Origin of the sequence: Rhizobium sp. P44RR-XXIV, assembly GCF_001999485.2 — a bacterium.
Lineage (GTDB): Bacteria > Pseudomonadota > Alphaproteobacteria > Rhizobiales > Rhizobiaceae > Rhizobium.
The window spans coordinates 784078-809374 of the sequence record NZ_MPVZ02000028.1 but is presented as its reverse complement, the minus strand read 5'-3'; the positions used below and the strand labels follow the sequence as shown (position 1 = coordinate 809374).

Below are 25297 nucleotides of genomic sequence, written 5' to 3'. Positions count from 1 at the left end.
ATCCTGAAGCCACGTTGATGTGAGCTTAAGGAGCATGAAGATGACGATCGATGTCGACAGGCCGCTACTGGCGGCAACGGGTGAGGGCAAGGATCGGCACAAGCCCGGATTTCTGCTGACGGCATTGGTCAGATTTCTTGCTTACCTCGAAAAGCGCGGAACAAGATGGGACCTGCGCGAGCTGACCGACGATCAGCTTCGCGATATTGGCGTGACAGCAGCCGAAGCGCGGGCAGAGGTCAGCAAGTCATGGTTTTGGGACTAGCATGCAGAACGAGGCCCGAGCCCCACTCGTCAGCGTCAATAGCTGCCGTCATCATGTACGACACCGACGATATCTCCACTCCGGGATACGCTAACGAGCAGATTATCGTCGCCCCGCGTCGCCTGAACAAGATAGCGAACACCGACATCTCTAACGTCTCGCACTCGATAGCCGCGGCGCTCAAGAAGACGTATCACATCATCCGGACCGAAATTGTTGCGGCGTTCTCCCCACATGTTGGGCGCGTCGTGATGGCGATTCCAGGCGTGAAGAAAGTCGGACTCCACTTCATCCTGAGCGCCATCATCGCCCGGCGATTGGTTCTGGTGAAGGACGACCTGTGCAGTTGCCGGAATGACAAGGCCGGCCGAAATGATGATTGATAGACCCAAAGTGATGACGACAGGCTTCATTGGCATATCCTTTGTCTATTGATGACCGATATTGTGGGATCAACACCTTGATGAAGCGCTTTCGCTTGATCGTGGGTCCTTGTTCCTGGCCTTGTTCTTGAAAGCAGGGCAGTCGGCCTGGTTGAATTCCAGGCCCGTCGCTCCTGTCAGAATTTGTAGCTTGCGCCGAAGACTATCTTTTGCTGATCGCCGCTGAAGTCTCCGATGCGCGAACCAAAATCCTTCTTGCCGAAATCGGAGTAGCGATATTCGCCGCGCAGCAGGATATTGTCGGTCAAGGCGTGCTCGACGCCACCGCCGGCCGTCCAGCCAATCAGGATATCATCCTTCTTTCCAATTGCCGGAGCATCGACTTTGCCGCCGGCTGCTGCGAGACCCGCCGTCGCGAAGAACAGTGTTCGATCCAAGGCATAGCCGACACGGGCACGGCCCGATGCATCCCACTGAAGATTGGCTTCCTTGTCTTTGTTGAAGCTGTAGTTGAAATCGTTCTCGATGCCGTAGACGATATTTCCGCTCTGAAAATTATAGCCCGCATGCGCCCCAAACGAGCCGCCGTCGAGGTTCTGTTCTGTTCCGAGATATTTTGCCTTGTTCCAGGAATATCCACCCTGGACGCCGAGATAGAAGCCGGACCAATCATAGGCCGATTGTTGGGGCTGGGGAGCCGGTTGCTCGAAAGCCATATCCGCGGCCATGGCGGGCATGGTCGAGGAGAGGGCCAGGCCGACCATGGCGAATATTCTGATATGCATTAGGGAGATGCCTCATCTTCGTGCTGCAAAAGAGACGGCGTTTGCGAAACGCAAAGGCCCGACTCGTGACGGTTCACTATGTGTCGAGGCCTTGTTGCAGAGTGTCTTTTCACATTGCGTTATGTTGCAGAGAGAGGATGCAGAGGCCGGGAAGAGGCTTTTATCGACAGGGCGATCGGGCGGCGGGTGAGGTGGGCTTTGCCCCCGTCAATAAACAGGGCTGGGGACTATTCTTGGATAGTCCATTTTTCATGGCATCGTTCTTGTTTCCGCCATAGATTTGCCCGATCCATCTCGCTCGAAAGCTGGCCGCGAATTCACCTCGGCCGCTTGCTGCTCCGTCAAGAACATCAATAATAGAGACTGCAAAAATCCATGCGCAACATCACTTCTTCGCTCCTTGCCGCGACCATCTCGGCCGTGTCGCTTCTCCTCGGCGCCGTTTCGGCGGCAGAGGCCGGGCAGGCGAGCTATCTCGTGGACGCGCATAGCGGCCAGGTGCTGGAGGCGTCTAATGAGAACGAGCTGAACTATCCGGCCTCGCTCACCAAGATGATGACACTCTATCTTGCCTTTGAAGCTTTGCATGACGGCCGCCTGAAATGGGATCAGAAGCTGACCATGTCGGAAAATGCTGAGGGCAAGGAGCCTTTCAAGCTCGCCGTCGGCGTCGGCCGCAAGGTAACTGTACGCGAGGCGGTTGAAGGCATCGTCGTTCTCTCCGCCAATGACGCGGCCGTTGCGATCGGCGAGCAACTCAGCGGCAATGAGGACAGCTTCGGCAAGGTTATGACCGAAAAGGCGCATCAGCTCGGCATGAGCAACACCGTCTTCAAGAATGCGTCCGGCCTGCCAGACCCGGAACAGGTAACCACCGCACACGACATGGCGACGCTCGGCGTCGCGCTGATGCGCGACTTTCCGGAGGAGTTCAAGCTTTTTTCGATGCGTGGGATCAAGTTCCGCGGCATGAAGCTGCGCGGCCATAACAATCTGATGTACCGCTATGCTGGCGCCGACGGTATCAAGACTGGCTACACCGATGCCTCCGGCTACAATCTCGTCACCTCCGCGACCAAGAACGGCCGCCGCGTCGTCGGCGTCGTCATGGGCGAAAAGACCGCGCAGATTCGCGACGACAAGATGGCTGGTCTCATCGACACCTATGTGCCGGCAGCAGCCACCGCCACAGTCTCCACCGGCATAGCCAAGCAGAGCACCACCAATTGATCGCTGCGTTTGACGCGCATCTGGATCGATCTCGGCCGTGAACTGAAACCACGCTGTTGGGGTGGGATGCCGCGGCATGGGCGAGGGCGATACGAACCCGTCTCGGCTTGTCTAGGCGGCCGGGAACCCCCATAGTTGAGATCAACATCGTTGAACAAGGTGTCATGATGCCGATGCCACGCCGCACTCTGCTTCAATTGGCCGCTTTGGCTGGCGGACTCTCTGTGTTCTCGCGAGCCGCCGAAGCAAAGACGACGGCGCGTAGCGCCGGATTCTGGTATCCAGAAGAGACCGATCCGCACGAACGCACCTTCATGCAGTGGCCCAACAATCGGAAGGTCTATGACGATCCTGACTTCCTGTTCGATCTGCAGGGCACGATCGCCAGGATTGCCAATGCAATCGTCGATTTCGAGCCCGTGGTGATGATGGCTTCTGCTGAACATCACAAGGCGATCCGAAAGCGCATCTCATCGAAGGTCGAGCTCTGGGATATCCCGACAGACGATCTGTGGTGCCGGGACTCCGGGCCATCCTTTGTCGTTGACGGCAAGGGCGGCATTGCGGTGACGCAGTTTAATTTCAACGGCTGGGGCAACAAGCAGCTTCACGGCAATGATGGACGGATTGCAGCGCGCGTTGCCGAGCGGCTGGGCCTTCAGGTTTTTGACGCCGGCCTGGTCGGCGAGGCTGGCGGTGTGGAAACTGACGGCCACGGCACGTTGATCGCGCACGAAAGTACCTTCATCAACCCCAACCGCAATAAGGGCTCCAAGGCCGAGATTGAGGCGATGCTGCTGGAAACCATGGGCGCGAGGCAGATGATCTGGGCGCCGGGCATAAAGGGTGCCGACATCACAGATTACCACATCGACGCTCTGGCTCGATTTGTGAAGCCGGGTATCGTCGTGATCCAGATGGGCGACGAACCAGACCCAAAGGATCCATGGTCAGTCTCTGCCTTTGAGACACATGACATTCTGGCCAAGGCGACTGACGCAGAGGGCCGCAAGCTCAATCTGGTCATTCTGCCTGAACCTTCCGATATCCGCACCGAGGCCGACGATTTCGTCTCATCCTATGTCAATTACTACGTTTGCAACGGCGCCGTGATCGCCGCCCAATTCGGCGACAGGCGAGCCGATCAAAAAGCCAAGGCGACACTGGCCGATCTTTATCCGGGCCGTGATATCGTCATGCTCGATATCGACAATGTCGGCCAGGTCGGCGGCGGCATTCATTGCGCGACGCATGAACAACCGAAAGTCTGATCCTGTATCTACAGATCAGGATGCGGGGAGTGTGACATCTCGATTTTTGGGGGACCGAGGTACTTCAACTTAGCTCTGCCTGGTCCGCAAACAAAGATCAGATAAGATAGATTATGGAACTAAATTTGATATCCGTTTTGATGAAAAAGGCATAATATGTGAATTATTCCAGCTACTTGGCTGGATCCTTCGAACACACCTCTTGTCTCATCAACTCGCCTTGATACGGATTACCTTTGCGGCGATCTTCTCGGCCAGCAGCGTCGGATTGCAGGCGAAAATGCTGTCTGGCCGCCCGGCTGCGCACCAGACCTGATCGTAGGCCAAAAGGCTTTCATCGATGAAAACAGGCAGTTCGACGAGATGGCCGATCGGGCCGACGCCGCCAATGGCAAAGCCGGTCTCGTCGCGGACCCGGTCGATATCGGCGCGCTTGAGCCGAATCCCGTAAGTTGCTGCTATATGTGCTGTATCGGCATTGTGTGCGCCGGAGACGAGAAGCAGCGTCAGCTGATGCGTATCGGCATTGACGAAGACCAGCGATTTGACGATCTGGCCGACGGCGCATCCGGCCGCCTTGGCGGCCTCTTCCGCCGTCCGCGTCGATTGCTCCATGCGCTTGATCGAGATATCGAGACCGAGATTGCGCGCGGCAAGCTCGACGCGTTCCAGGCTGGAAAGCTTCCTGCTGTCTTCGCTCATAGATCGTCATCCTCCACGTCTAGCTCGATCTGCATCTGATCATAGGCCGGCTCCACATGATCGGGCGTTTCCGCGAGCACGGTTTCATAATCAAGCGGCGTATGCATATGGGTCAAGATAGCACGCTTCGGCCGCAGCCGTTCGATCCAGGCCAGCGATTGCTCCAGAGACAGATGGCTTGGATGGAAGCGATACTGGAGGGCGTCGATGATCAAGACATCCAGATCCTGGACTCTTTCCACAGATTCCGCCGGGAAGTCGCTGATATCGCTGCAATAAGCGAGATTGCCGATACGAAAACCCAAGGAGTGGATATCGCCGTGGATCTGCTTGTGCGGCCAGAAGCGGATAGGGCCACCTGCCCCTTCGATCGTGAAGCTTTTCGCCAGAGTTTCAATCAGCACCGGCCGGACGATTGGCGGATAGCTGCTGCCGGGCGGCGTTTCCAGGCAATAGCGGAAGCCCTCGCGAATGCGATCCATCGTCGGCCGGTCGGCATAGATCGGGATGCGCTCATGGGCATTATGGAAGAAGCCGCGAAGATCGTCGATGCCGTGAATATGGTCGGCATGGGCGTGGGTATAAAGTACGGCATCGACGGAACTGACGCCGGCATGGATCATCTGCTCGCGAAAATCCGGGCCTGTATCGATAACGACGGTTGTAATACCGCCATCCGGCGCGATCTGTTCGATCAGGAAAGCCGCTCGCGTGCGGCGGTTTTTTGCATTTTTCGGATCGCAGGCACCCCAGTCACCGGTGATGCGCGGCACACCCGGCGACGAGGAACAGCCCAATATGGTGAAGCGCCGCCGGTATGTCACGCCGTCAGATCCTCGTCATCTTCGAGAAGCAGCGGAAGGCATTCGCCGTGGTGATCTCGGCAATCTCTTCCATGCTGACGCCGATCGTCTCTGCCAGCACTTCTGCTGTGTTGACGACATAGGAAGGCTCATTGCGCTTGCCGCGCCAGCGCTTCGGCGCCAGATACGGCGCATCGGTCTCGACGAGCAGCCGGTCATGCGGGATCGTCTTGGCGATGTCGCGCAGCTCTTCCGACTTCGGGAAGGTCAGGATGCCGGAAAAGGAGATATAGCCGCCAAGCTCGACACCCGTCTGGGCAAGGGCAGGGCCGGCCGAGAAGCAATGGAGAATGAAGGGGAAAGCCCCCTTCCCTGTTTCCTCGGTCAGGATCGCAGCCATGTCCTCGTCGGCGCTGCGGCTATGAATGACCAGCGGCAACTTCGTTTCACGGGCCGCCGCGATGTGGCGCAGGAAGCCGGTCTTCTGGTCTTCCGGCTTCACCGTATCGTAGAAATAATCGAGCCCCGCCTCACCGATCGCGACGATCTTCGCATGCTGGTTTGCCAGCCGCACGAGATCTTCCGTCTGGATATCAAGCTCCTGATCGGCACTGTTCGGATGTGTTCCCACAGAGCAGAAAACCGATGGATAACGCTCGGTGAGAGCGATCAACCCGTCAAGCTTTCGAACCTTCGTCGAGATCGTGACCATCTGCTTGACGCCCATTTCGTGGGCGCGCGCGACGATCGCGTCGCGCTCCTCCTCAAAGTCGGCAAAATCCAGGTGGCAATGCGTATCGATCAGCATGGAAAACCTTATTCGACAGTCGGCGCAACATAGCGCGGGAAGACCGGCTTGGGGGCTTCCAGCGGCGTACCGGCAACGAGACGGCCAGCCTCGCCGAGCGCTGCAAAGTCACGCTTGTCTGCGGGAATAGCGATGAGATCCAGCAGCTTCGCGGAGGATTCCGGCATGAAGGGCTGCAGCAGGATACCGATCTGGCGCACGACATCGGCCGTGACGTAAAGCACGGTCGCCATGCGCGCCGGATCGGTCTTCTTCAGCGCCCAGGGCTCCTGGCCTGCGAAATAGCGGTCCGTCTCCGAGACCACGGCGATAATCGACGCCAGCGCACGGTGGATGAGCTGCTTGCCCATATCCTCGCGGGTAGAAGCCAGCAGTGCGTCTGCCTGTGCGATCAGCGCCTTGTCTTCGTCCGTCAGAGGGCCGCATTCGGGGATCTGTCCCTCGCAGTTCTTGACGATCATCGACAGCGAGCGGCTGGCGAGGTTGCCGATGCCGTTGGCGAGATCGGAGTTGATACGTATGCCGATCGCCTCTTCGCTGTAGCTACCGTCCTGGCCGAAGGAAACTTCGCGCAGGAAGAAGTAGCGCACCTGGTCGAGACCGAAGTGGTTCACGAGGTTAACCGGGTCGACCACATTGCCGAGCGACTTCGACATCTTCTCGCCCTTGTTGAGCAGGAAGCCATGGGCATAGACGCGCTTCGGCAGCGGCAGCTTTGCCGACATCAGGAAGGCCGGCCAGTAGACGGCGTGGAAGCGGATAATGTCTTTGCCGATGATGTGTACGTCAGCCGGCCAGTATTTTGCCCGCGGATTGTTGCGGTCTTCGATGTAGCCGGTTGCGGTGATGTAGTTCGTGAGCGCATCGACCCACACATACATGACATGCGACGGGTCGTTCGGCACCTTGATGCCCCAGTCGAAGGTCGTGCGCGAGATCGACAGGTCCTTGAGGCCGGATTTGACGAAGGAAATCACTTCGTTGCGGCGTTCGGCCGGTCCGATGAAATCAGGATTCTCTTCATAGAGCTTCAGCAGCCGGTCCTGGTATTCCGAGAGCTTGAAGAAGTAGCTCGCCTCCTCCACCCACTCGACCGGCGTGCCCTGAGGTCCGTAGCGCACGCCATCGGCGCGCAGCTCGGTCTCGTTTTCCTGGTAATAAGCTTCGTCGCGAACCGAATACCAGCCGGCATAGGAATCCTTGTAGATGTCGCCAGCGTCGGCCATCAGGTTCCAGATGTTCTGCGATGTCTCGTGGTGCCGCGACTGGGTCGTGCGGATGAAATCATCGTTGGACGCGTTCAGCAGCTTGCCCATGGCCTGGAATTCATCGGAATTGCGGTTGGCGAGTTCCTGCGGCGTCAGGCCCTCGGCCCGCGCCGTCTGCTGCATCTTCTGGCCATGTTCGTCCGTACCCGTCAGGAAGAAGACGTCGAGGCCATCTAGGCGCTGGAATCGCGCCATGGCGTCGGTTGCAATCAGCTCATAGGCGTGGCCGATATGCGGCTTGCCGTTGGGATAGGCGATGGCTGTGGTGATGTAGAACGGGGTCTTTTCGGTCATGTCAGGCAGGGATCCGCTTTTACGGTTGCGTCTCTGTTATTCTTGGCTCCGCTCGCTTTAGCGCATGTTTGCCGGGAGCGAAACACCAAGTTTCGTGCTCGCAGCATTCGGGCGGCCTCGCGCGGGCCTTGCTTGACAGGGTGCTGCCTCGGCTTTACCCCTTCGAAGAACCAGAGCGCAGGACAGAGATCGCCGTGAATTTCATAGATTTTCCAATGAGCCTGGCCAACGGCTTCAGGGAGCCGTGGTTTTGAGTTTGATCGCTTCCTATCAGCCGCTCTATTCCTTTTCCGGCTTTTTCGTCGGCATGCTGGTCGGCATTACCGGCGTTGGCGGCGGATCGCTGATGACGCCGTTGCTGGTCTTGTTCTTCGGCGTGCATCCGGCAACAGCCGTTGGTACCGACCTACTCTATGCGGCAATTACCAAAACCGCTGGAACCGCGGTTCACGGCATGCATGGACGCGTCAATTGGAAGGTCGTTGGCTTCCTGGCTTCAGGCAGCGTACCGGCGGCCCTGGCCATGCTTTGGATCATGGCGGGCGTCAATCGCGAGAGCCCGGCGGTCGCTCATACCATCACCCTGTCCCTCGGCTGTCTTCTGTTGCTGACGGCGGTCATGCTGATCTTCCGCGGCCAGATACTGGACTCCATACGCAAATGGCGAGGCGAGCGCGGCAAGCTGACCCCGCGTACGATCGCATTGCTGACCATCATTCTCGGCCTTGTGCTCGGCATTCTGGTCACCATGACCTCGGTCGGCGCCGGCGCGCTCGGCGTCACCGTGCTGCTGGTGCTCTATCCGCAGCTCGACGTCCGCGAGATCGTCGGCTCGGACATCGTTCATGCGGTACCGCTCACCTTGATCGGCGGCATGGGATATTGGTTCATCGGCGAGATCAACTGGACGATGCTGTTCGCACTGCTTGTGGGATCGATCCCCGGCATCGTTGCCGGTAGCCTGCTCGCTCCGCGCCTGCACGAGCGCTCCGTGCGCATCATTCTCGCCGTCACGCTGACGGTGGTCGCCTGGAAGCTTATTTTTCCCTGAAGTAGCTCCAAGCAAAGCGAGAAATTACCAGGAGACAAGCGATGAGCGATTGGCAACCCTATCTGCGAACCGCATTTCCGCAGCCGACTGATGAAGACAGAACTCGGCTTGAGCATTTCGCAGGCGCGGCCCTGCCCGACGCCTACTGGCGCATGGTGGGTTCACATCAGGGAGAGGTCCTGGATACCGAGCTTGAGCTGCAGGGCGAGGGCGCGATCAATTTCGGCGTCTTGTTGTTGGCCTTGTCTCCTCTTGCCGTTGAAAGGCAAAGCGCATCCTATTGCGTGGAATACTGCTTCGAAGGCATGCAAGACCGCTATCCGGCAGGCCTATTCCCATTTGCCGATGATACGGGCGGAAACTACTGGGCTTTCGATTTTCGCACCAATTCAACCGATCCGGCCGTTGTCTTCATCGACCATGAAATGGTCGGAGATGCAGGTGTCACCGCAGCATCGGAGAGCTTTGCAGCCTTTATGGCAAGCGCGGGAGCCCCGGGCTTCTAGATCCAAGGGTCTATGCCGAAAGCTGCTGCTTGAGCTCACCGAGGACTGTCATGAGTGTCTGCTTGCGATCGAGATTGTAGGCTTGCGAGATATTGAGCCGTTCGGTGGTCTCGGAGTGGAGACGGGCCAGTCTTTCCGCCATGCCGAGATACCCGCCAAACGCAGCGGCTCTCGCACGTTCGGCGATATCGTCACCGATATGGGATATGAAGAAGCCGAAGATCGTGTCGCTGTCCTTGCTGGAAAGCGCGTCGGCAAGGCGATGCATCGCCTTGCGTGAGGCGGGGCCTTCAGCGGAAAGGACCTGCCGATAGGCTTCGATGATCTCGCCGCCGCCGTAGTTCAGAAGCTTCAGCGCCTCGCTGACACTGCCTTTGGCGGCCGAGAGCAGTTCACTCCCCTGCCCGGCCGGCACGCCGAGATTTTCGAGCGCCGAACGCAAGGCCTCGTCTCCGAGCGCCGCAAGCTTCAACGGCAGGCAGCGCGAGCGTATGGTCGGTAGCAGCCGGCCAGGCGCATGCGACAGCACGAGGAACAAGGCACGCTTCGGCGGCTCCTCGAGGATCTTCAGGATAGCGTTTGCGGCGTTGCGGTTGAGATCGTCGGCCGGGTCGATGATGACGATCCGCCAGTTGCCGGTGCCCGAGGTTTGCGAAAAGAACTTTCCGGCGCGCCGGACTTCGTCCACCGTGATAGCCGATTTCACCTTGCCGGTCTTGTCGTCCACGGGACGGCTCAGATGCAACAGATTATGGGATGCGCCACCGGATATCTGCCGGCTTATGGCGGAGGACGGATCGGGATCCCCGATCGTCTCGGGTGCGGATGCCGGGTCGGGATGGGACAGAACGTGATTGGCAAACCGGAAAGCGAGCGTCGCCTTGCCGATCCCCTCGGGTCCCTCGATCAGCACGGCGTGATGGCCTTTGCCGGAGCGATAGGATTGCGCCAGGAAGGCTTCCGCCTCCTCATGGCCGAAGAGCCTGGGATTATCCTGTGGAGCGATCGCGCCATCGAGAACGCCGGGCCGATCCTCGCTCATTGCGCCGCTTCCGATCTGGCCGCAGCGATAGTCGCGGCAGGGCCAAGGCGCCTGTCGACGATCCCGGCGATGTCTGCGGCGATCTCGTCTTCCGAGCGCTGGGCGTCGATGACATGGCAGCGCTCCGGCTCGCGTGCGGCGATATCGAGAAAAGCCTCACGGCGTTTCTCATGGGTCTGCATCTCTTCCTTCTCGAAGCGGTCGGGAGCGACGACGGCGGAGGCCCGCTTGCGCGCGCGCTCAAGCCCGATCTCGGCGGGAATGTCGAGGATCAGCGTGCAGTCGGGCACGACGCCATTCACGGCAACTCTTTGCAAGGCCTCGATGTAGTCGGCCTCGAGATTGCCGGTCACGCCCTGATAGACGCGTGAGGAATCCATGAACCTGTCGCAAAGGACGATGGTGCCGCGTGCCAGCGCCGGGCGAATGACTTCCTCGACATGGTCGTTGCGGGCAGCGGCGAAGAGAATCGCTTCCATGCGCGTGCCGAAGATCTCGGCAGCTCCGGACAGCAGCACATGGCGGACAGCTTCGGCGCCGGGAGATCCGCCTGGCTCGCGCGTCACAAGCACGTCATGACCACGTTCACGCAATCGCTCGGCCAACCGGCGGATCTGGGTCGATTTGCCAGCCCCTTCGCCGCCTTCGAAGCTTACGAATAATCCGTTTGCATCAGCCAATGATCATGTCCTGCACTTTTCGCCTGCCTGTCGCTTGGCATGCGATACGTCTCTTGTTTAACCCAAGACATGCCCGCGTGGAACCGTGCATGTGTCGGCGTCAGGCATTCTATATGGGGTGTGAACAGGGATTTCGCGAGCCGCGCAATCCGTCAGGCCGGCAGAGGCCTGTCCCATAGCCAAGAGAATAGCAAGGATTCGGTCAATTCCATGAAAGCATCGAAGGCGCGTCGGCTGAGCGTGCCCTGAGCGATTGATTCTTTTGTATAAAGCGGCAATTCGCGCACCAGCCGCGCGCCCAGAAACACGCGAAGCGTTCCGGCATCATAATCCGCGGCGACGGGTGCCGTCAGCGGCCAGCGATAGACGATTCGCGCCGACAGGCGATCGGGCGTATCCACTGGAACGTAGACATCGACGGGCATCTTTGCCAGCAAGCCTACCGTCGACTGAGCGCCGCCATAGACGCTGGCATCGCCGATGACTTCTCCGCCGGCGAAAATACGCTGGCTCTTGAAATTGCTGAGCCCCCATTCGAGCACGCGGCGGGTTTCCTCCGTGCGCTCCTTGTCGCTCTTAAGACCACCAAGCGCCAGAAACAGCCGGCGGCCGTCACGTTCCACCGATGCGACGATCGAAAAGCCCTCTCCGTCGGTAAAGCCCAGTCCAAGACCATCGACGCCAATGTTGAGCAGCAGCAATGGGTTCTTGTTGCGCTGGTAGATCTTGTTCCAGGTGAAATCCGGCTGGCCGAAATACTTGTAGAGATCCTGATGTTTCTGCTGCAAATCCTGCGCAAGCGTCACCAGTTCCCGCATCGAGACCTTGCCGCCGCCGCTGGGATCGTTGGCATCCGGCAAGCCGGTGGAGTTGGTGAAAGTGGCGCGGGGCATGCCGATCTCGCGCGCCCTCGCCGTCATGCGCCGGGCAAATTCGCGCTCGCTCACCGAAATACCCTCGGCCAGCACGATGCAGCTGTCGTTGGCCTGCTGCACGGCGACGCCCTGAATAAGGTCTCCGACGCGTACGCGGGATTTCAATGCGGCAAACATAGTCGATGCGCGCGAGGGAGCGCCGCCGGTCCGCCAGGCATTTTCCGAGACTGGATATTCGGTATCGAGCGAAATCTCCCCTCGCCCGATGGCATCGAAGATGACGTCCAGCGTCATCAGTTTCGCAAGCGACGCCGGCGAGATCGGCTGATCCTCGGCTTTTGCAAGGAGAATGGTGCCTGTCGAGGCCTCGATCATGAATGCCTGTGCGGCTTTCGTATCGAAGGCGCCTGGGGTAGCCGGCTGCGCCAAGGCCGCCGCATTGCCGATACCGAGGAGAAAAAGGAACAAAAGAATCAAGCGCTTTGGCATACCGTCCCCTCAATCCAATCACCCGCCTCCATTATTTTAGAGACAGGTAAAGATTCAGGCAATGATGCTGATCAATCAGCCTGCGTGGTGCCCTGATGCTGGCGACGATAGGCCGAGAGGATCGACTCCTGCGTCAGGCCGTCATTGCGGACCATAACGGCATCGAAGGCCAGGTCGACATAGACAGTCTTGACCGGCGCATTCTGATAGGCGGCGACTGCCGAGCCCAGCGACTGGTCGTCAAGGCTTGCCATGCGAGGCGTGAAATCAGGCCGCTCACGCGGGATCGGTCCGATCTGCGGCAGGACGATCATGACAGGCTGAGCAGATTCAACTGATGGCATGGCACCGCCGTTCCACGTCATCGGAGGCAGATTGTTGCTGCGCTTGTCGTTATTGTAAGCCGGCTTGGGCGCATCGACGAAAGCCGTGGTCGCATAGGGCGATTGACGCGGGATGGGCGCGATCGCCGGCGTCGCATCAAAGCTGCGCACCTGACGGCTGGCGCGGGTCGGTGTCGGCGTATAGGAATCCGGCAGCTGATCGGCGGTCATCCGGCCGGCAGAGGCCACCATCACGCCGGTCGCGATCTGGCCGCCCGGATTGATGCTGGGCAGACGCGAGCCCTTCGGAATGTAGGATGCCATGAGATAGGGCTCGTCGTGGCCGTCCATGCGGGCGCGGCCGACATATTGCACGCGCACGTCGCCCGTCCCGCTGTGCTGTAGATCGAGCAGCTGCGCCGTCTTGTTGGAAAGATCGATGATGCGGCCGGGATGATACGGGCCGCGATCGTTGACGCGAACGATGATGGAGGAGCCGGTCTCGACATTGGTGACGCGCGCATAGCTCGGCAGCGGGAAGGTCGGATGCGCAGCGGTCAGCGACTGCTGGTCGTAGACTTCGCCATTGGCGGTCAGGCGGCCGTGGAATGCCGAGCCGTACCAGGAAGCGATGCCGACCTTGCTATAACCGAAATCTTCCTTGGGATAATACCACTTGCCCTTCACCTGATACGGGTTGCCGACCATGAAACGGCCGCCGCCCTTGGGAACGGGGCCGTTGGCGACAACCCGCGGACTGGCCTTCACGCCATATTCCTTCTCGGAGAAGTATTCCTTGCCATGCTGGCGCGTCGAAGCAACCTTCTGGGTCGTTCCGCAGGCAGTGATGGTTGCGCACATCAGTGAGAGAGCAAACCAACGCATACCCGTTGCGCATGTCACCGCACGATTTTCGAATTTCATCTGTCCCACGCCGCTACTCATTACTTTGACGGAGGTCTGCAGAACCGGCACATCCCTCATTCCGGTACCCTGCTACGCCTCAATCACCTAACGGTACTTTAATCATGATTGGAGTTTGTCCATTTTGCGATGCAAATTGAGCGCACCGGGGAAATTCTGAAGATCATGGTTAATGCACAGTAAAGCGCGGCTTGTCCGATGTGTTGCCTGGATTGCCGAACAATCCCTACTTCGGATCGTCATCAATAATCCCGGATCGTGACAGATGGGAGCGTATTCCTATTGTTTGCGGCTTGCAGCCGGACCGGAATCAAACAACCATATCAATCACCTGTATCGAGACGCATCAGTATTTCGTCGTGATAGACATCTCCGACCTTGAGTGCCTCGGTATCCTTGGCCCACGCCTTGAAACCGAAGGATTCGTAAAGGCGGATGGCTGCGCTATTCGATGACACGACACAGAGGCGTATCGAGCGGCATGTGGTCTTCGCCTCCTTAACCGCGGCCTCCATCAGCAGCCGCGAAAGCCCGGTACCTCGCGCATCAGGCCGAACATACATTCCCCAGATCGACGCGATATGCTTCATCTTGGCGCCTTTCGATCTGGCAACGGCAATGACGCCGGCAAGTGCGCCGTCTTCCGCGAAGCCGCCGAATACGACGCTGTTTGAGATCATATCCGCGACCTGCGTCTCGGAATATTGCAGCTCCTGCTCATGGGACGCGCCAAAAGCTTCAGGATGGCGCTCCAGCCCCTCCAGGCGGATATCCCTGAAAGCGGGCGCATCACTGCGCTCCAGACGACGTATGCTGAAAAGCTGCATGGGTGTTCCTTTCGTCAACAATCAGTTGGCCATGACACTGGTTATGTGCCGCAACTTGTCCGGATTGCGCGTGCAATAGATGGCAACGACCTTTTCCTGCTCCACATGCAGTGCGGTCGTCTGCACGACGTCGCCGCCTTCCATCGTAACGAAACCGGGCAAGCCATCGATGATGGCATAATGGATCAATCGTGATGGCTGCGAGAGGAAAATGCGCGCCATCATCTCATGGCGCAGCATGACTGCATCGAGCCCGATCAGCGGCTGCCTTGACGCCGGTACCTTACCGCCGCCATCCGCATAGGCAACGACATCTTCCGAAAGCAGGGCGCGCAATGCGGCCATGTCGCCGGTTCTGGACGCGGTGAAGAATGCGGTGGCAAGCTTGAGGCCTTGCTCCTTTCCAACGGCGAAGCGGGGCCGGGCGTCGACGATATGTGCCCTCGCCCGGCTCGCGAGCTTGCGGCAGGCGGCCTCTTCGCGACCGATTGCCAGCGCCACGTCCTCGAAGCCCATCCCGAACACGTCATGCAGCAGGAACGCCGCACGCTCCAGCGGCGACAGACGCTCCAGCGCCAGCATCAGCGGCAACGTGAGATCGTCAGCTGCATCATCGTCTTCCGGGTCGAAGATCGGCTCAGGCAGCCATGGTCCGACATAGGTTTCGCGCGGCGCCGGGCAGATTTCAACTCGTTCAGGCAGAGCCTCGTAACGATGGTCCGCAGGAATGCAGCCGGCTCGCGAATCGATTCACGATCCGTCGCGAGCCAGCGCAGCCAGGCTTCTTGCACGATGTCTTCGGCATCGGCGACCGATCCGAGCATCCGGTAGGCTAGCCGGACAAGGCGCGGGCGCAGCTCTGAGAAGATCGGATCGGTAGGTATTTCGGTCATGAGGTCACAAGAGCGTGTTGCAACGGAGCGGCCAAGACTTGGCGGCCGCGAACGAATTGTAGCGTCGTCAGCGCGACGCGTCGCCCCAGATAACGCGCAGTCGCGAGATCGGATTCGGGCGGCGCGGTCTCAGGACCTTCATCGGTATTTGCCTGGGCACCGGCGCCGAGCCAGAAGCCAAGCCGGTTCATATCCGCTTCCGAGCCCGTTGACGAGCAGTTGGCCGGCGGCAGGTCGAGACCGACCCAGTGCATACCGTGCTGCGCGGCAAAGATTGCCAGCTGGATCAGGGTTGAAAGCTTGTCACCGGAGCGGGACCCCGAGGTGGTGAAACCGGCGGCAATCTTGTCTTTCCAGAGAAAGCCCTTGGCAAGGACGGCGGTCGACGTCGCCTCCTCGAAGGCTTTGAATGCGGCTGAAACGGAGCCCATGTAGGTCGGCGAACCGAAGATGATCGCCTGCGCGGCATGGAGATCCTCCCAATGCCGCTCCACCTTATCCACGCTCAACAGCATGGCCTCGACACCCTTGACTTGTTCGACCCCTGCCCTGACGGCTTCGGCCTGGCGACCGGTGTGCCCATAACCGCTGTGATAGACGATTGCGATGCGCTGGCGAACCATTGTTATCTCCTTCGAAAATGGCGTTGCGAAGGATAGGACAAGGCAGGGATGCCATCTGTGACATGCCCTGCCCTTTTTTCCTTTTGGCAGCGGCCTGGTGGCCGGCTACGACTATTTCTGCCGATAGAGGATCATGCCGCCGTGATGCAGCACGCCATCGATGAATGTTCCATCGGCGGTAAAGCCGGTATCGTCCCAATAATCGATATGATTGCCTCGGACTTCATAGCGTCCCTGATAGGCGCTCTCCCGCTTGCCGCGTGCTTCATCGTAACGGCCGTTCGCAAGCAGGTTATGGCGGACATGGCCATCGCCCGTGATCCACATGCCGACGTAGGGGTGGTTTTCCGAGGGGCGGGCAACAGTGTCTTGCTCGATACTCATCTGAGTGAGACCTTTCTCTATGGTTAGGGTGGCCGCGCCGACGAAAAGTCCGGCTGCGGCAAGAAGCGAAACCTGCTTCATTGATTGCGCGTGGGTCGGATAACGATCTCGTTGACGTCGACATCGTCAGGCTGCTCGATGGCGAAGCGCACGGCTCGGCCGATCGCGTCCGGCTGCAGCGCTATGGCGCGGTAGGTTTTCATAGCTTCCACCGCCACCGGATCGGTGATCGTGCTGGCAAGCTCGCTCTCGACCACACCGGGATGGATGCAGGTGACGCGGAGCTTGTCGTTTTCTTGCCGCAAGCCATCGGAGATTGCCCGCACCGCATATTTAGTGGCGCAGTAGACGGCGGCCGTGGGCGAGACGGCGAGCGCGCCGATGGAGGCGATGTTGATGATATGGCCGGAGCCCCGGGCCGTCATCTCAGGCAATACCGCGGCGATGCCATAGAGCACGCCCTTGATGTTGACATCGACCATCTGATCCCACTCCTCGACCTTCAGCGAGGCCATAAGCGACAGGGGCATGACGCCGGCATTGTTGACGATCACGTCGACGCGACCAAAGCCCTGGCGTGCGGCCTCGGCAAAAGCGGCGACGTCGGCGCGATCCGTCACATCAAGGCGGCGCGTCATCGCTTCGCCGCCGCTTTCCCTGATTTCGTTTGCCAGCGCTTCCAGACGATCTGTGCGGCGCGCGCCGAGCATCACCTTCGCGCCAGCTGCGCCGAGTTCCCGGGCAATCCCGGCGCCGATGCCGCTCGAAGCTCCGGTTATGAGGACGACTTTGTTGAGGGACATGTTCATTTCCTTCCTGGTTGATCTTCAAACCGCTCTGCAGCAGTTGTCAGGAAGGTAGATCCAGCCCATTGTTGTGATAAGACATCCATTCATTGCCATTATGGAAAGCGTTACTAACCAATGGAGCCGGATCTCAATGCACTCGCCGTCTTCGCACTCGTCGCCGAGGAGCGGAGTTTCCGTGCAGCTGCCGACCGTATGGGTGTCACCCGATCAGCGGTCAGCCAAACGATCCGGCGGTTGGAGGAAGCGCTGGGAATAGCACTGGTGCTGCGTACGACCCGCAGCGTAAGCCTTACCGAGGCGGGCGAGCGCCTGTATGGCGAGGTCGCTCCCGCGATCGCAGATATGCGCATCGCCGTGGAAGCCACCGGAAATTTGCGTGGGCCCGCGCGCGGCCAACTGAGACTGGCGGTCTCATCGATTGCCGAGCGCTTTCTGTCCGGGCCGTTCCTCGCAAGCTTTGCAGAGGCCAATCCCGAGGTTCAGATCGATGTCACCGTGACGGACGAAGAGTTCGACATCGTTGCGGAAGGATATGATGCAGGCGTGAGGCTCGGCGAAGTCATCGAGCAGGACATGATCGCAGTGCCTGTAGCCGGCGACGAGCGGCAGCTTGCCGTCTGTTCGCCGGGATATCTGCAGCGCTTTGGCGCGCCTTCGCATCCGAGCGAGCTGGCCGCTCATCGCTGCATCGGCTGGCGTTCGGTACCGAAGGTCGCGCCATATCGCTGGGAATTTGCCGAAGCCGGCAAGGAGTTCAGCGTAGCGGTCGCGCCGGAGATCACCACCAACGACATGGCGTTGATGACAAAGCTTGCCGTCGCCGGCGCTGGAATCACATTCGGCATGGAGGAAAGCTTCCGTCCATTTATAGATCGCGGCGAGCTCGTGCCCATCCTCGAAAGCTTCTGCCCACGTTTTGCTGGTTTCTACCTCTATTACTCCAGCCGCCGCCACATGGCCCCGAAACTGCGAGCCCTTGTCGACCACCTGCGTGCTTTGCGGTAGCGTCGGCGATCCGGCAGAAACGAAACGGCCCAGCCGCTGGAGACGGCTGAGCCACCTTTGCCAGGTCAGGGGTCAAATCCGACTGAAGCACCCTAGTAATAAGATAAGCTTAGTTTTTGTCAATGATCGTTCATACGTTCAAGCTGTCTTGTTAGCAAATGCGGCGGAGAAGCGTCGCCTGCTTTGTGCAGCACGATTAAAACAAATATTCGCGGGAATTTAATGGCGGAAGAGGTGGGATTCGAACCCACGGTACGGTTTCCCGCACGCCGGTTTTCAAGACCGGTTCCTTAAACCACTCGGACACTCTTCCTGTCACGGCGGCATGCGCCTTGTATAAAGTGGTTGGCTGGCTTTACAGCTATTCGGGCCGAACCGTCAACCGGGCTGCTGTGCATCTTTGGTGATCGGGCAGCCTTGTGTGAAGGATTTGGCATCGACTATCCGGAAGGACATTGCCTCGCCCATGACATTCGACGATCAACCATTGTCTCTCGGTCAAAAACCATTGACCGGTCCTGCCCTTGCCACCTTCTTTGGCCGCGATGCCGTTGTTGTCGCATCGGATCTGATCGGTGCGCGGTTTACGGTCTCGGGCATCGGTGGCCGTATCGTCGAGACGGAGGCGTATCGACCCGATGACGAGGCTTCGCACGCCTATCGCGGTCCGACGCCGCGCAACGCCGCCATGTTCGGCCCACCGGGCCGCGTCTATATCTACCGCTCCTACGGTATCCACTGGTGTATAAACTTCGTCTGCCTTACAGGAAGCGCTGTGCTCATTCGGGCGCTGGAACCGGAAACGGGTATCGAGGAGATGATACGGCGGCGTGGCATGGCCAATATCATCTCGCTGTGCAATGGGCCGGGAAAGCTCTCGCAGGCGCTGGCCATCGATATCGGTCTCAACGCTTTGTCGCTGGATGAGACGCCTTTTGCCTTTTCCCTTGCCGAACCAGTCGCGGTCGTGTCGGGCAAGCGCATTGGGATCACCAAGAATGTGGATCCGCTCTGGCGTTTCGGTGCTGTGGGCTCCCGCTTCGTCAGCCGCCGTTTTCCTGGTTGAATGGAAAAGACCGCCGGGGTGGTGCCCGGCGGCCATATGGCCTCGCAGTGAAACTGGAAAGACTGCGCGGCTATTCCATGGCGACGCTATGATCGACGACCGGCGGTGCCTTTGGTTTGCGCAAGAGAACCAGCAGCGGTATGGCGCAGATCGACATCAGCATCAGCAGCTTGAAGTCGTCGATATAGGCGATGATGGTCGCCTGCGTGGTGATCATGCCGTCAAGCGTGGCGCGTCCGACAGCCGTCAGCGGACTGATACCCTGGGCAGCCGTCGCGTCGAAGTAACGGTTGAATGGCGTCACATAGGCGGCAATATTCGCGTGGTTGACCTGCGTGTTCTCCGTAATCAGCATCGAGACGACGGAAATCCCGACGCTCGAGCCGATATTACGCGAGAGATTGTAAAGGCCAGTGCCCTCGCCGCGCATCTGTGCCGGCAACGTCGCGAAGGCGATCGTCGTCAGCGGTACGAAGAGGAAGCCAAGGCCGGCACCCTGAACGAAGCCGACCGAGATCAGCGTCCATTGCGAAACCTCGGGCGTCCAGCCGGTCATGTCGTACATGGCCCATGCGGTCAGGGCGAGACCGATGAACAGCAGGAAGCGCGTATCTACCTTGCCGATCAGCCGTCCCACAAGGAACATGCAGAACATCGTGCCGAGACCGCGCGGCCCCATGACGATGCCGGCAGTGACCACGGGATAGCCCATCAGCGTCTGCAGATAGGGTGTCATCAGGGCGAGCGAAGCCAGATAGGTCACACCGACGATGAAGATGAACAGCATGCTGACGGCAAAATTCTGGTCGAGAAACAGCCTCGGATTGACGAAACTTCGTTCGGCCGTGAACGTATGCACGATAAAAAGATAGAAGGCGCAGACGCAAACGAGCGCCTCAATGATGATCTCGCTCGAATAGAACCAGTCCAGCTGTTCGCCGCGATCGAGAAAGAGCTGTAGCGCGGCAATGGCGATCGACAGCATGCCGAAGCCGAACAGATCCAGCTTGGCGAGAGCATCGAGCTTGGTTTCGGTCACGTAGACGACGATACCGAAGAAGGCGAGCGCGCCGATCGGCACGTTGATGTAAAACACCCAGCGCCAGCTGATGTTGTCCGTCAGCCAGCCGCCGATCACGGGCCCCAGCACGGGACCGACCATGACCGAGACGCCAAACAATGCCATCGCGCGGCCGCGCTCCTCGACATTGTAGATATCGAGAAGAATGCCCTGCGACAGCGGCACCAGGGCAGCGCCGAAAAGGCCTTGCAACAGGCGGAATCCAACGATCTGGTTCAAGGATTCCGAGAGACCGCACAGGACGGAAGCCGCGACAAACCCGGCTATCGCCACCAGCAGCACGCGCTTGCGGCCAAACTTCGCCGAGAGGAAACCGGACGGCGGCGTCATGATGGCTGCAGCGACGATGTAGGAGGTCAGCACCCAGTTGATCTGGTCGGCGCTGGCCGAAACGTCGCCCTGGATATGCGGCAGGGCAACGTTGGCGATGGTGGTGTCCAACGCCTGCATGATGACGGACAGGATCACGCAGGCGGTGATCGCGCCACGATTGGCGATCGGCGCCGATGGCGAAGCGGTGGTAGCGTTACTCATGGTCCTGACCGCGGGAATGGCCCAGCAGATTGCTGATGAAATCGGGCAGGCCGCGGGCATGGCCGGTGTCGACACCAGCGACGACGCTCATTCCGACGCGCAGCGGCGGCTTGCCCTGCGTATCGTCGATATTGATGATCATCGGGATGCGCTGCACGACCTTGACCCAGTTGCCGGTCGTGTTCTGTGCGGGCAGCAGCGAGAAGCTGGAGCCGGATGCCGGCGCGATACTGGCGACAGTGCCCTTCCAGGTTACGCCCGGATAGGCATCGACGGAGATGTCGACCTTCTGGCCGGTCCGCACATAAGTCAGCTCGGTTTCCTTCGGGCTGGCGTTGATCCACATATGCGTGGTCGATACCAGCGAAAAGCCTTGCTGCGCCGCCGTCAGATAGGCACCGACCTGCAGCGAGGGGACGTTGGCGGTGACGCCGTCAAAGGGCGCCCGCACCACCGTGTCGTCCAGCTCGCGCTGTGCATTGTCGACCGCAGCCTTGGCCTGCAGGTAGAGCGGGTTCTGTTCCGGAGGCAGATCGGCCGTGCCATCGCCGCCCAACTGCGCGAGTGTCGCGGCAGCCTGCGCCTGCGCAACCGTGACCTTCTGCTGGGCAGCAGTGAGATTTTGCTTGGCCTGGTCAAAGGCTGCCTTCGAGGCGACCGAGCTGTTGATCAGGTTCTGCTGCCGCTCAAGCTCTGTCTGGTAGTAAGGGATGTCGGCCTGCGCCTGCGCGATCTCGGCTACGGATTGCTTGTAGCTCGCCTGCAGGTTCAGGATCTGGTTTCTGGCGTTGCCCAGCTGCGCCTGCGCGCCTTCCAGCGCGATACGGAACGAATCGGGCTTGAGGCGGAAAAGCACCTGCCCTTTCTTCACCACTTCGTTCTCGTGCACGTCGACCGAAATCACCGTGCCGGAAACGTCGGTGGAAACGCCGACCATGTCTGCCTGGATATAGGCATTGTCCGTGGACATGATCTGTCCGCCGGTAACGTAATAATAGCCACCGATAACGAGTGCGACCGGCAGCAGAGCGAACAGGATCGGCCGCGTCGGGCTGCGTCGTTTGCGCGGCGTTTCAGGAGGCGTGACTGGAGCCGCCGCGGCGACTGTCGTCGCCGGCTGTGGCGCCGGGTTCGAAGACGGCGCCTCGGCGGTGGGAGCTTGAATTTGGTCCGAGGAATTTGCGTTTGCGGGTACGCGAAGCGGAGAGGATGCGTCAGCCATGTTGGATCTCTTTGTCGACTGCCTTCGAGCGGCAGGCGTTGAGCAGGTTCGATTTCATAAGGGTAAGCAATTCATAGAGGCGTTCGTGATCCTCCTGGGGCACTCCGTCGAGCGCCTCCCTGCGGGTCTGGTCGCCTATGCTGCGCATCGTGTCCATCAGCGGCCGAGCCTCGTCGCGCATGTAGAGGAGCCAGCTGCGTCGATCGCTGGGATGCTGCCGGCGCTCCACGAAACCGCGTTCGCTCAGCTTGTCCAGGATGCGGACCAGGGTGATCGGTTCGATCTCCAGGATTTCCGCCAATCCGGCCTGATGGATACCTTCGTTGTTTGCGAGATAGGCCAGCGTCTGCCACTGCGAACGCGTGAGCCCCAAATCCTTTGCGCGCTGCTCGAACCTCTTTCTAAGAAGCCGGGCAACGTCATGAAGGAGAAAGCCGAGAGTAGGTGTCGAGTTCATTTTATAGCAAGCCTGCTATTCATAAGCAACCTTATAATTACTGCTACGTATAGTAAGCGTCCACTCGATACAAGAGGGCGAGCGCTCAAGAAGTGGCGATGGTCGAAGATGTCGCAGGGGTGTCGCAAAGATGTCGCAGTCGATCCGCGCGCCCATTTCTCGCCGAAAAACACAACGTCAAATGGGACGGACTCATCGCTAAGAGCACCGCATAATTGAAAAGGCGCGGACGATTTGTCCGCGCCTTTTCGGCAGTTTCACAAACGGGATTGGAAGCGTGGGGCTGCTTCCTACCCTCGAGAGTTCGGCGTTGAAGCTAGCGTCGGCTTAGAAGTCCGATCAGGTAGCCGATGCCTGCGGCGGCGGCGACCATGAAGATCGGATCTTGGCGAACTCTTTCGCGCAACTGCTCTGTGATCTCCTGGGCTTCTTCCGCGACGACCGACTTTGCTCCCTGCCCGACTGCGGCCGCACTCTGTGACAGCCTTGTCAGATCTTCGCGCAATGCAGCGACCTGTGCGGCTAGATCCTCCATCGCCGTTTCGGTCTGCGCGCGCGCCGAAGAAGACTGGTTGGAAGCTGATTTCGTCTCTGCCATCGTGAGCTCCTAGTGTTTTCTTGTTCAACAAAACGTCATTCCGGATCAAAGGTTCCGGCACTTTCGCGCCGAGTTCGGTGATTTCCCCCCTGGCTCTTCAATTCCGGTTCGGATTGTTCTAAGGAACGTCGATTGTTTCGCCTGCGGGCGAAGACGTGATGATGACGAGGTTTGCTTTCCGATGTTCGACGTGCTGAGAAAAATCGCCCAGACTTGGGTTGCCAAGGGTTTGCTACTTCTTCTGGCGGCAGCCTTCGGCGTATGGGGCGTCGAGCGCTCGTTGATAACAGGCGGTAACAGCAATACCGTGGTGACCGTCGGCGATCAGCATATCGATACCAATGAATTCCGCCTCGCCTATCGCCGTCAGATTCAGGCAATCAGCCAGCAATTGCGCATGCAGATCACTCCGGAACAGGCGCGGGCCTTCGGCATCGGGCAGCAGACGGTTGCACAGCTCGTTGCAGGCGCCTCGCTCGATCAGCTTGCTGCCGACATGAACCTCGGCCTTTCGCAGGATCGTCTCGCCAAGCTCATTGGCGACGATCCGGCATTCAAGGCGCCGAACGGCGCTTTCGATCGCCAGAAGTTCGAGCTGCTTTTGCGCAACAGCAGCATTACGCCGGACGATTACATCAAGGAACGCAGCAAGGTCGCGGTCCGTAGCCAGATCGTTGAAGCGGTGTCCAATGGCTTTGTTGCACCGAAGGTGCTGGTCGATGCCGTCAAGCAATATCACGACGAGAGCCGCAGCATCGACTACCTGCTGCTGACCAACGCCAACATTGATCCCGTCAAGGCTCCGGCTGACGATGTGCTGTCCAAGTGGTTCGATGGCGTCAAGTCCAGATATCGTGCTCCGGAATATCGCAAGTTCGCATATGTGAAGCTGCAGGCCGAGGATCTGGCCGATCCGGCAAGCGTTTCCGATGATGAGCTGCGTGCCCAATACGACAAGCGCAAGGACAGCTTCACGACCCCGGCGACGCGGACGATCGAACAGCTGACCTTCGCCAACAAGGATCTTGCCAATGCAGCCTCGGATGCGCTGAAGACAGGCACCACCTTCGACCAGCTGGTCTCCGATCAGGGCAAGAAGCCGGCAGACGTTCTGCTGGGCAACTTCACCAAGGATCAGGTTCCTGACAAGACGATTGCCGATGCCGCCTTTAGCGTCACCAAGGATGGCGGTACGACGCCTGTCGTCGATGGCTCTTTCGGCCCCGTCATTCTGCGCGTGACAAACGTGAAGAATGAAACGGCGAAGAACTTCGACGACGTTAAGGAAGACATCCGCAAGCAGATCGCGCTCAGCAACGCCGCCACCGAAATCACCAGCGTCCACGATAAGTTCGAGGATCTGCGCGGCTCCGGCGCCTCGTTGCAGGAAGCAGCAGCGCAGCTCAAGCTGAAGCTTGTGACGATCGATGCGATCGATGCGACAGGCCTCGACCAGAGCGGCAACGACATCAAGGACCTGCCGGTTCGCCAGCAGCTGCTTTCGGAGGTCTTCAAGGCCGATCAGGGCGGCAATCCTGCGCCGCTGACCGTCGGCAATGATGGTTATATCTGGTACGACATATTGGGCATCACGCCTGATCACGATCGCGCGCTCGCCGACGTCCGCGAGAAGGCTGTCGCCGATTGGACCGCCGAGCAGCAGAAGATTGCGCTGGCCGCCAAGGCCACCGAGCTGAAGCAGGAAGCGCAGAAGGGCAAGTCGCTTGCCGATATCGCCGCACCGCTCGGCATCGCTGTCGAAAGCAAGAGCAATGTCCTCCGCTCTACCGATGATCCGGTTCTGGGTCGTGGCGGTATCGCCGCTGCCTTCTCCGGCCCGGTCGATACGGCTGCCAACGCCGTTGGCGCTGACGACACGACGCAGATCCTGCTCAAGGTTACCGATGTCAACGATAGCCCGACGACGGATGCATTGAGCAATGACGATCAGCAGATCGCTCAGATCGCCAATGCCGCCGGCGACGATATCCTCGATCAGATGGTCAACCAGCTGCAATCCAAATATGCCGTCACGGTCAACCAGAGCCTCGCCGAACAGGCGATGTCCCGCTAGGCCCGGTCGGGAGGATGGATAGTCA

26 protein-coding genes, 1 tRNA gene and 1 pseudogene are annotated in these 25297 nt (G+C 59.4%); 9 read left to right on the top strand and 19 right to left on the bottom strand.

Annotated elements, in window-relative coordinates:
• The first annotated feature begins 40 nt into the window (after positions 1–40).
• Positions 41–265 carry a DUF1127 domain-containing protein gene (locus BSK43_RS21065; protein WP_077471178.1) on the top strand — a complete coding sequence of 75 codons (225 nt, stop codon included), beginning with the start codon at positions 41–43 and terminating at the stop codon, positions 263–265.
• Between the two features lie 53 nt (positions 266–318).
• On the top strand, positions 319–648 hold the full coding sequence (locus tag BSK43_RS35145; protein ID WP_169055437.1) for a hypothetical protein: 330 nt from the start codon (positions 319–321) through the stop codon (positions 646–648).
• A gap of 176 nt (positions 649–824) precedes the next feature.
• On the opposite strand, the gene BSK43_RS21055 is transcribed toward BSK43_RS35145, so the two are convergent.
• Positions 825–1433 carry an outer membrane protein gene (locus BSK43_RS21055; protein WP_077471117.1) on the bottom strand — a complete coding sequence of 203 codons (609 nt, stop codon included), beginning with the start codon at positions 1431–1433 and terminating at the stop codon, positions 825–827.
• A gap of 375 nt (positions 1434–1808) precedes the next feature.
• On the opposite strand from BSK43_RS21055, the gene BSK43_RS21050 reads away from it, so the two are divergent.
• A complete protein-coding gene (locus tag BSK43_RS21050; RefSeq protein ID WP_077471116.1) occupies positions 1809–2663 on the top strand; it encodes a D-alanyl-D-alanine carboxypeptidase family protein in 855 nt (284 codons plus the stop codon).
• 173 nt (positions 2664–2836) lie between these two features.
• Positions 2837–3934 (top strand): agmatine deiminase family protein, encoded by a 1098-nt coding sequence (locus BSK43_RS21045; protein WP_077471177.1) that lies wholly within the window; start codon positions 2837–2839, stop codon positions 3932–3934.
• A gap of 210 nt (positions 3935–4144) precedes the next feature.
• Here BSK43_RS21045 and BSK43_RS21040 read toward each other — a convergent pair whose 3' ends face one another.
• From BSK43_RS21040 to metG, 4 genes are read right to left on the bottom strand one after another with little or no spacing between them, the layout of a single operon-like run.
• Positions 4145–4636 carry a YbaK/EbsC family protein gene (locus BSK43_RS21040; protein WP_068386666.1) on the bottom strand — a complete coding sequence of 164 codons (492 nt, stop codon included), beginning with the start codon at positions 4634–4636 and terminating at the stop codon, positions 4145–4147.
• Positions 4633–5460 carry an MBL fold metallo-hydrolase gene (locus BSK43_RS21035; RefSeq protein WP_077471115.1) on the bottom strand — a complete coding sequence of 276 codons (828 nt, stop codon included), beginning with the start codon at positions 5458–5460 and terminating at the stop codon, positions 4633–4635. Before BSK43_RS21035 ends, BSK43_RS21040 begins: the two co-directional genes overlap by 4 nt.
• Positions 5461–5464: 4 nt before the next feature.
• Positions 5465–6247, bottom strand: coding sequence for a TatD family hydrolase (locus tag BSK43_RS21030; RefSeq protein ID WP_077471114.1), 783 nt, complete (start codon positions 6245–6247; stop codon positions 5465–5467).
• 8 nt (positions 6248–6255) lie between these two features.
• A complete protein-coding gene (metG, locus tag BSK43_RS21025) occupies positions 6256–7809 on the bottom strand; it encodes a methionine--tRNA ligase (RefSeq protein WP_077471113.1) in 1554 nt (517 codons plus the stop codon).
• Positions 7810–8059: 250 nt separating this feature from the next.
• On the opposite strand from metG, the gene BSK43_RS21020 reads away from it, so the two are divergent.
• Together BSK43_RS21020 and BSK43_RS21015 are read left to right on the top strand one after the other, a co-directional pair.
• Positions 8060–8860 carry a sulfite exporter TauE/SafE family protein gene (locus BSK43_RS21020; protein WP_077471112.1) on the top strand — a complete coding sequence of 267 codons (801 nt, stop codon included), beginning with the start codon at positions 8060–8062 and terminating at the stop codon, positions 8858–8860.
• A 41-nt stretch (positions 8861–8901) separates the two neighbouring features.
• The gene (locus tag BSK43_RS21015; protein ID WP_077471111.1) at positions 8902–9366 is read left to right on the top strand and encodes an SMI1/KNR4 family protein; all 465 of its coding nucleotides are present in this window, start codon (positions 8902–8904) and stop codon (positions 9364–9366) included.
• A 10-nt stretch (positions 9367–9376) separates the two neighbouring features.
• Here BSK43_RS21015 and BSK43_RS21010 read toward each other — a convergent pair whose 3' ends face one another.
• From BSK43_RS21010 to BSK43_RS20970, 9 genes and pseudogenes are all read right to left on the bottom strand, one after another.
• Complete coding sequence (locus BSK43_RS21010; protein WP_136687144.1) at positions 9377–10408, bottom strand: DNA polymerase III subunit delta'; 1032 nt, start codon at positions 10406–10408, stop codon at positions 9377–9379.
• Positions 10405–11088, bottom strand: coding sequence for a dTMP kinase (gene tmk / locus BSK43_RS21005; RefSeq protein WP_077471110.1), 684 nt, complete (start codon positions 11086–11088; stop codon positions 10405–10407). The genes BSK43_RS21010 and tmk overlap by 4 nt, the downstream gene beginning before the upstream one ends.
• Positions 11089–11240: 152 nt before the next feature.
• Positions 11241–12452, bottom strand: coding sequence for a D-alanyl-D-alanine carboxypeptidase family protein (locus BSK43_RS21000; RefSeq protein WP_077471109.1), 1212 nt, complete (start codon positions 12450–12452; stop codon positions 11241–11243).
• Positions 12453–12523: 71 nt separating this feature from the next.
• Complete coding sequence (locus BSK43_RS20995) at positions 12524–13699, bottom strand: septal ring lytic transglycosylase RlpA family protein (protein ID WP_077471108.1); 1176 nt, start codon at positions 13697–13699, stop codon at positions 12524–12526.
• Between the two features lie 323 nt (positions 13700–14022).
• The gene (locus BSK43_RS20990) at positions 14023–14526 is read right to left on the bottom strand and encodes a GNAT family N-acetyltransferase (RefSeq protein ID WP_077471107.1); all 504 of its coding nucleotides are present in this window, start codon (positions 14524–14526) and stop codon (positions 14023–14025) included.
• Positions 14527–14547: 21 nt separating this feature from the next.
• Positions 14548–15419 (bottom strand): annotated as a pseudogene (locus BSK43_RS20985) (sigma-70 family RNA polymerase sigma factor).
• Positions 15416–16042, bottom strand: a complete 627-nt coding sequence (locus tag BSK43_RS20980; protein WP_077471106.1) for a flavodoxin family protein — start codon at positions 16040–16042, stop codon at positions 15416–15418. The pseudogene BSK43_RS20985 and the gene BSK43_RS20980 overlap by 4 nt, the downstream one beginning before the upstream one ends.
• A 111-nt stretch (positions 16043–16153) precedes the next feature.
• Positions 16154–16426 (bottom strand): Atu4866 domain-containing protein, encoded by a 273-nt coding sequence (locus BSK43_RS20975; RefSeq protein WP_136687253.1) that lies wholly within the window; start codon positions 16424–16426, stop codon positions 16154–16156.
• Positions 16427–16503: 77 nt separating this feature from the next.
• The gene (locus BSK43_RS20970) at positions 16504–17229 is read right to left on the bottom strand and encodes an SDR family oxidoreductase (RefSeq protein WP_077471104.1); all 726 of its coding nucleotides are present in this window, start codon (positions 17227–17229) and stop codon (positions 16504–16506) included.
• Between the two features lie 120 nt (positions 17230–17349).
• On the opposite strand from BSK43_RS20970, the gene BSK43_RS20965 reads away from it, so the two are divergent.
• Positions 17350–18240 (top strand): LysR family transcriptional regulator, encoded by an 891-nt coding sequence (locus tag BSK43_RS20965; RefSeq protein ID WP_077471103.1) that lies wholly within the window; start codon positions 17350–17352, stop codon positions 18238–18240.
• A 223-nt stretch (positions 18241–18463) separates the two neighbouring features.
• On the opposite strand, the gene BSK43_RS20960 is transcribed toward BSK43_RS20965, so the two are convergent.
• Positions 18464–18553: transfer RNA gene (locus BSK43_RS20960), tRNA-Ser, on the bottom strand.
• Positions 18554–18706: 153 nt separating this feature from the next.
• On the opposite strand from BSK43_RS20960, the gene BSK43_RS20955 reads away from it, so the two are divergent.
• The gene (locus BSK43_RS20955) at positions 18707–19306 is read left to right on the top strand and encodes a DNA-3-methyladenine glycosylase (RefSeq protein ID WP_077471176.1); all 600 of its coding nucleotides are present in this window, start codon (positions 18707–18709) and stop codon (positions 19304–19306) included.
• Between the two features lie 70 nt (positions 19307–19376).
• Here the strand turns inward: BSK43_RS20955 and BSK43_RS20950 are convergent, their stop codons facing one another.
• The 4 genes from BSK43_RS20950 to BSK43_RS20935 all read right to left on the bottom strand — a co-directional run bounded on the left by BSK43_RS20950 (position 19377) and on the right by BSK43_RS20935 (position 23198).
• Positions 19377–20921, bottom strand: coding sequence for a DHA2 family efflux MFS transporter permease subunit (locus BSK43_RS20950; protein ID WP_077471102.1), 1545 nt, complete (start codon positions 20919–20921; stop codon positions 19377–19379).
• Entirely contained in the window at positions 20914–22143 is a 1230-nt protein-coding gene (locus tag BSK43_RS20945; protein ID WP_077471101.1) for an HlyD family secretion protein, read from the bottom strand. The genes BSK43_RS20950 and BSK43_RS20945 overlap by 8 nt, the downstream gene beginning before the upstream one ends.
• Entirely contained in the window at positions 22136–22600 is a 465-nt protein-coding gene (locus BSK43_RS20940; RefSeq protein WP_077471100.1) for a MarR family transcriptional regulator, read from the bottom strand. The genes BSK43_RS20945 and BSK43_RS20940 overlap by 8 nt, the downstream gene beginning before the upstream one ends.
• A gap of 316 nt (positions 22601–22916) precedes the next feature.
• A complete protein-coding gene (locus BSK43_RS20935) occupies positions 22917–23198 on the bottom strand; it encodes a hypothetical protein (RefSeq protein ID WP_077471099.1) in 282 nt (93 codons plus the stop codon).
• 181 nt (positions 23199–23379) lie between these two features.
• Here BSK43_RS20935 and BSK43_RS20930 point away from each other — a divergent pair, with 181 nt between their 5' ends.
• Positions 23380–25272 (top strand): peptidylprolyl isomerase, encoded by a 1893-nt coding sequence (locus BSK43_RS20930; protein WP_077471098.1) that lies wholly within the window; start codon positions 23380–23382, stop codon positions 25270–25272.
• Positions 25273–25297: the final 25 nt, after the last annotated feature.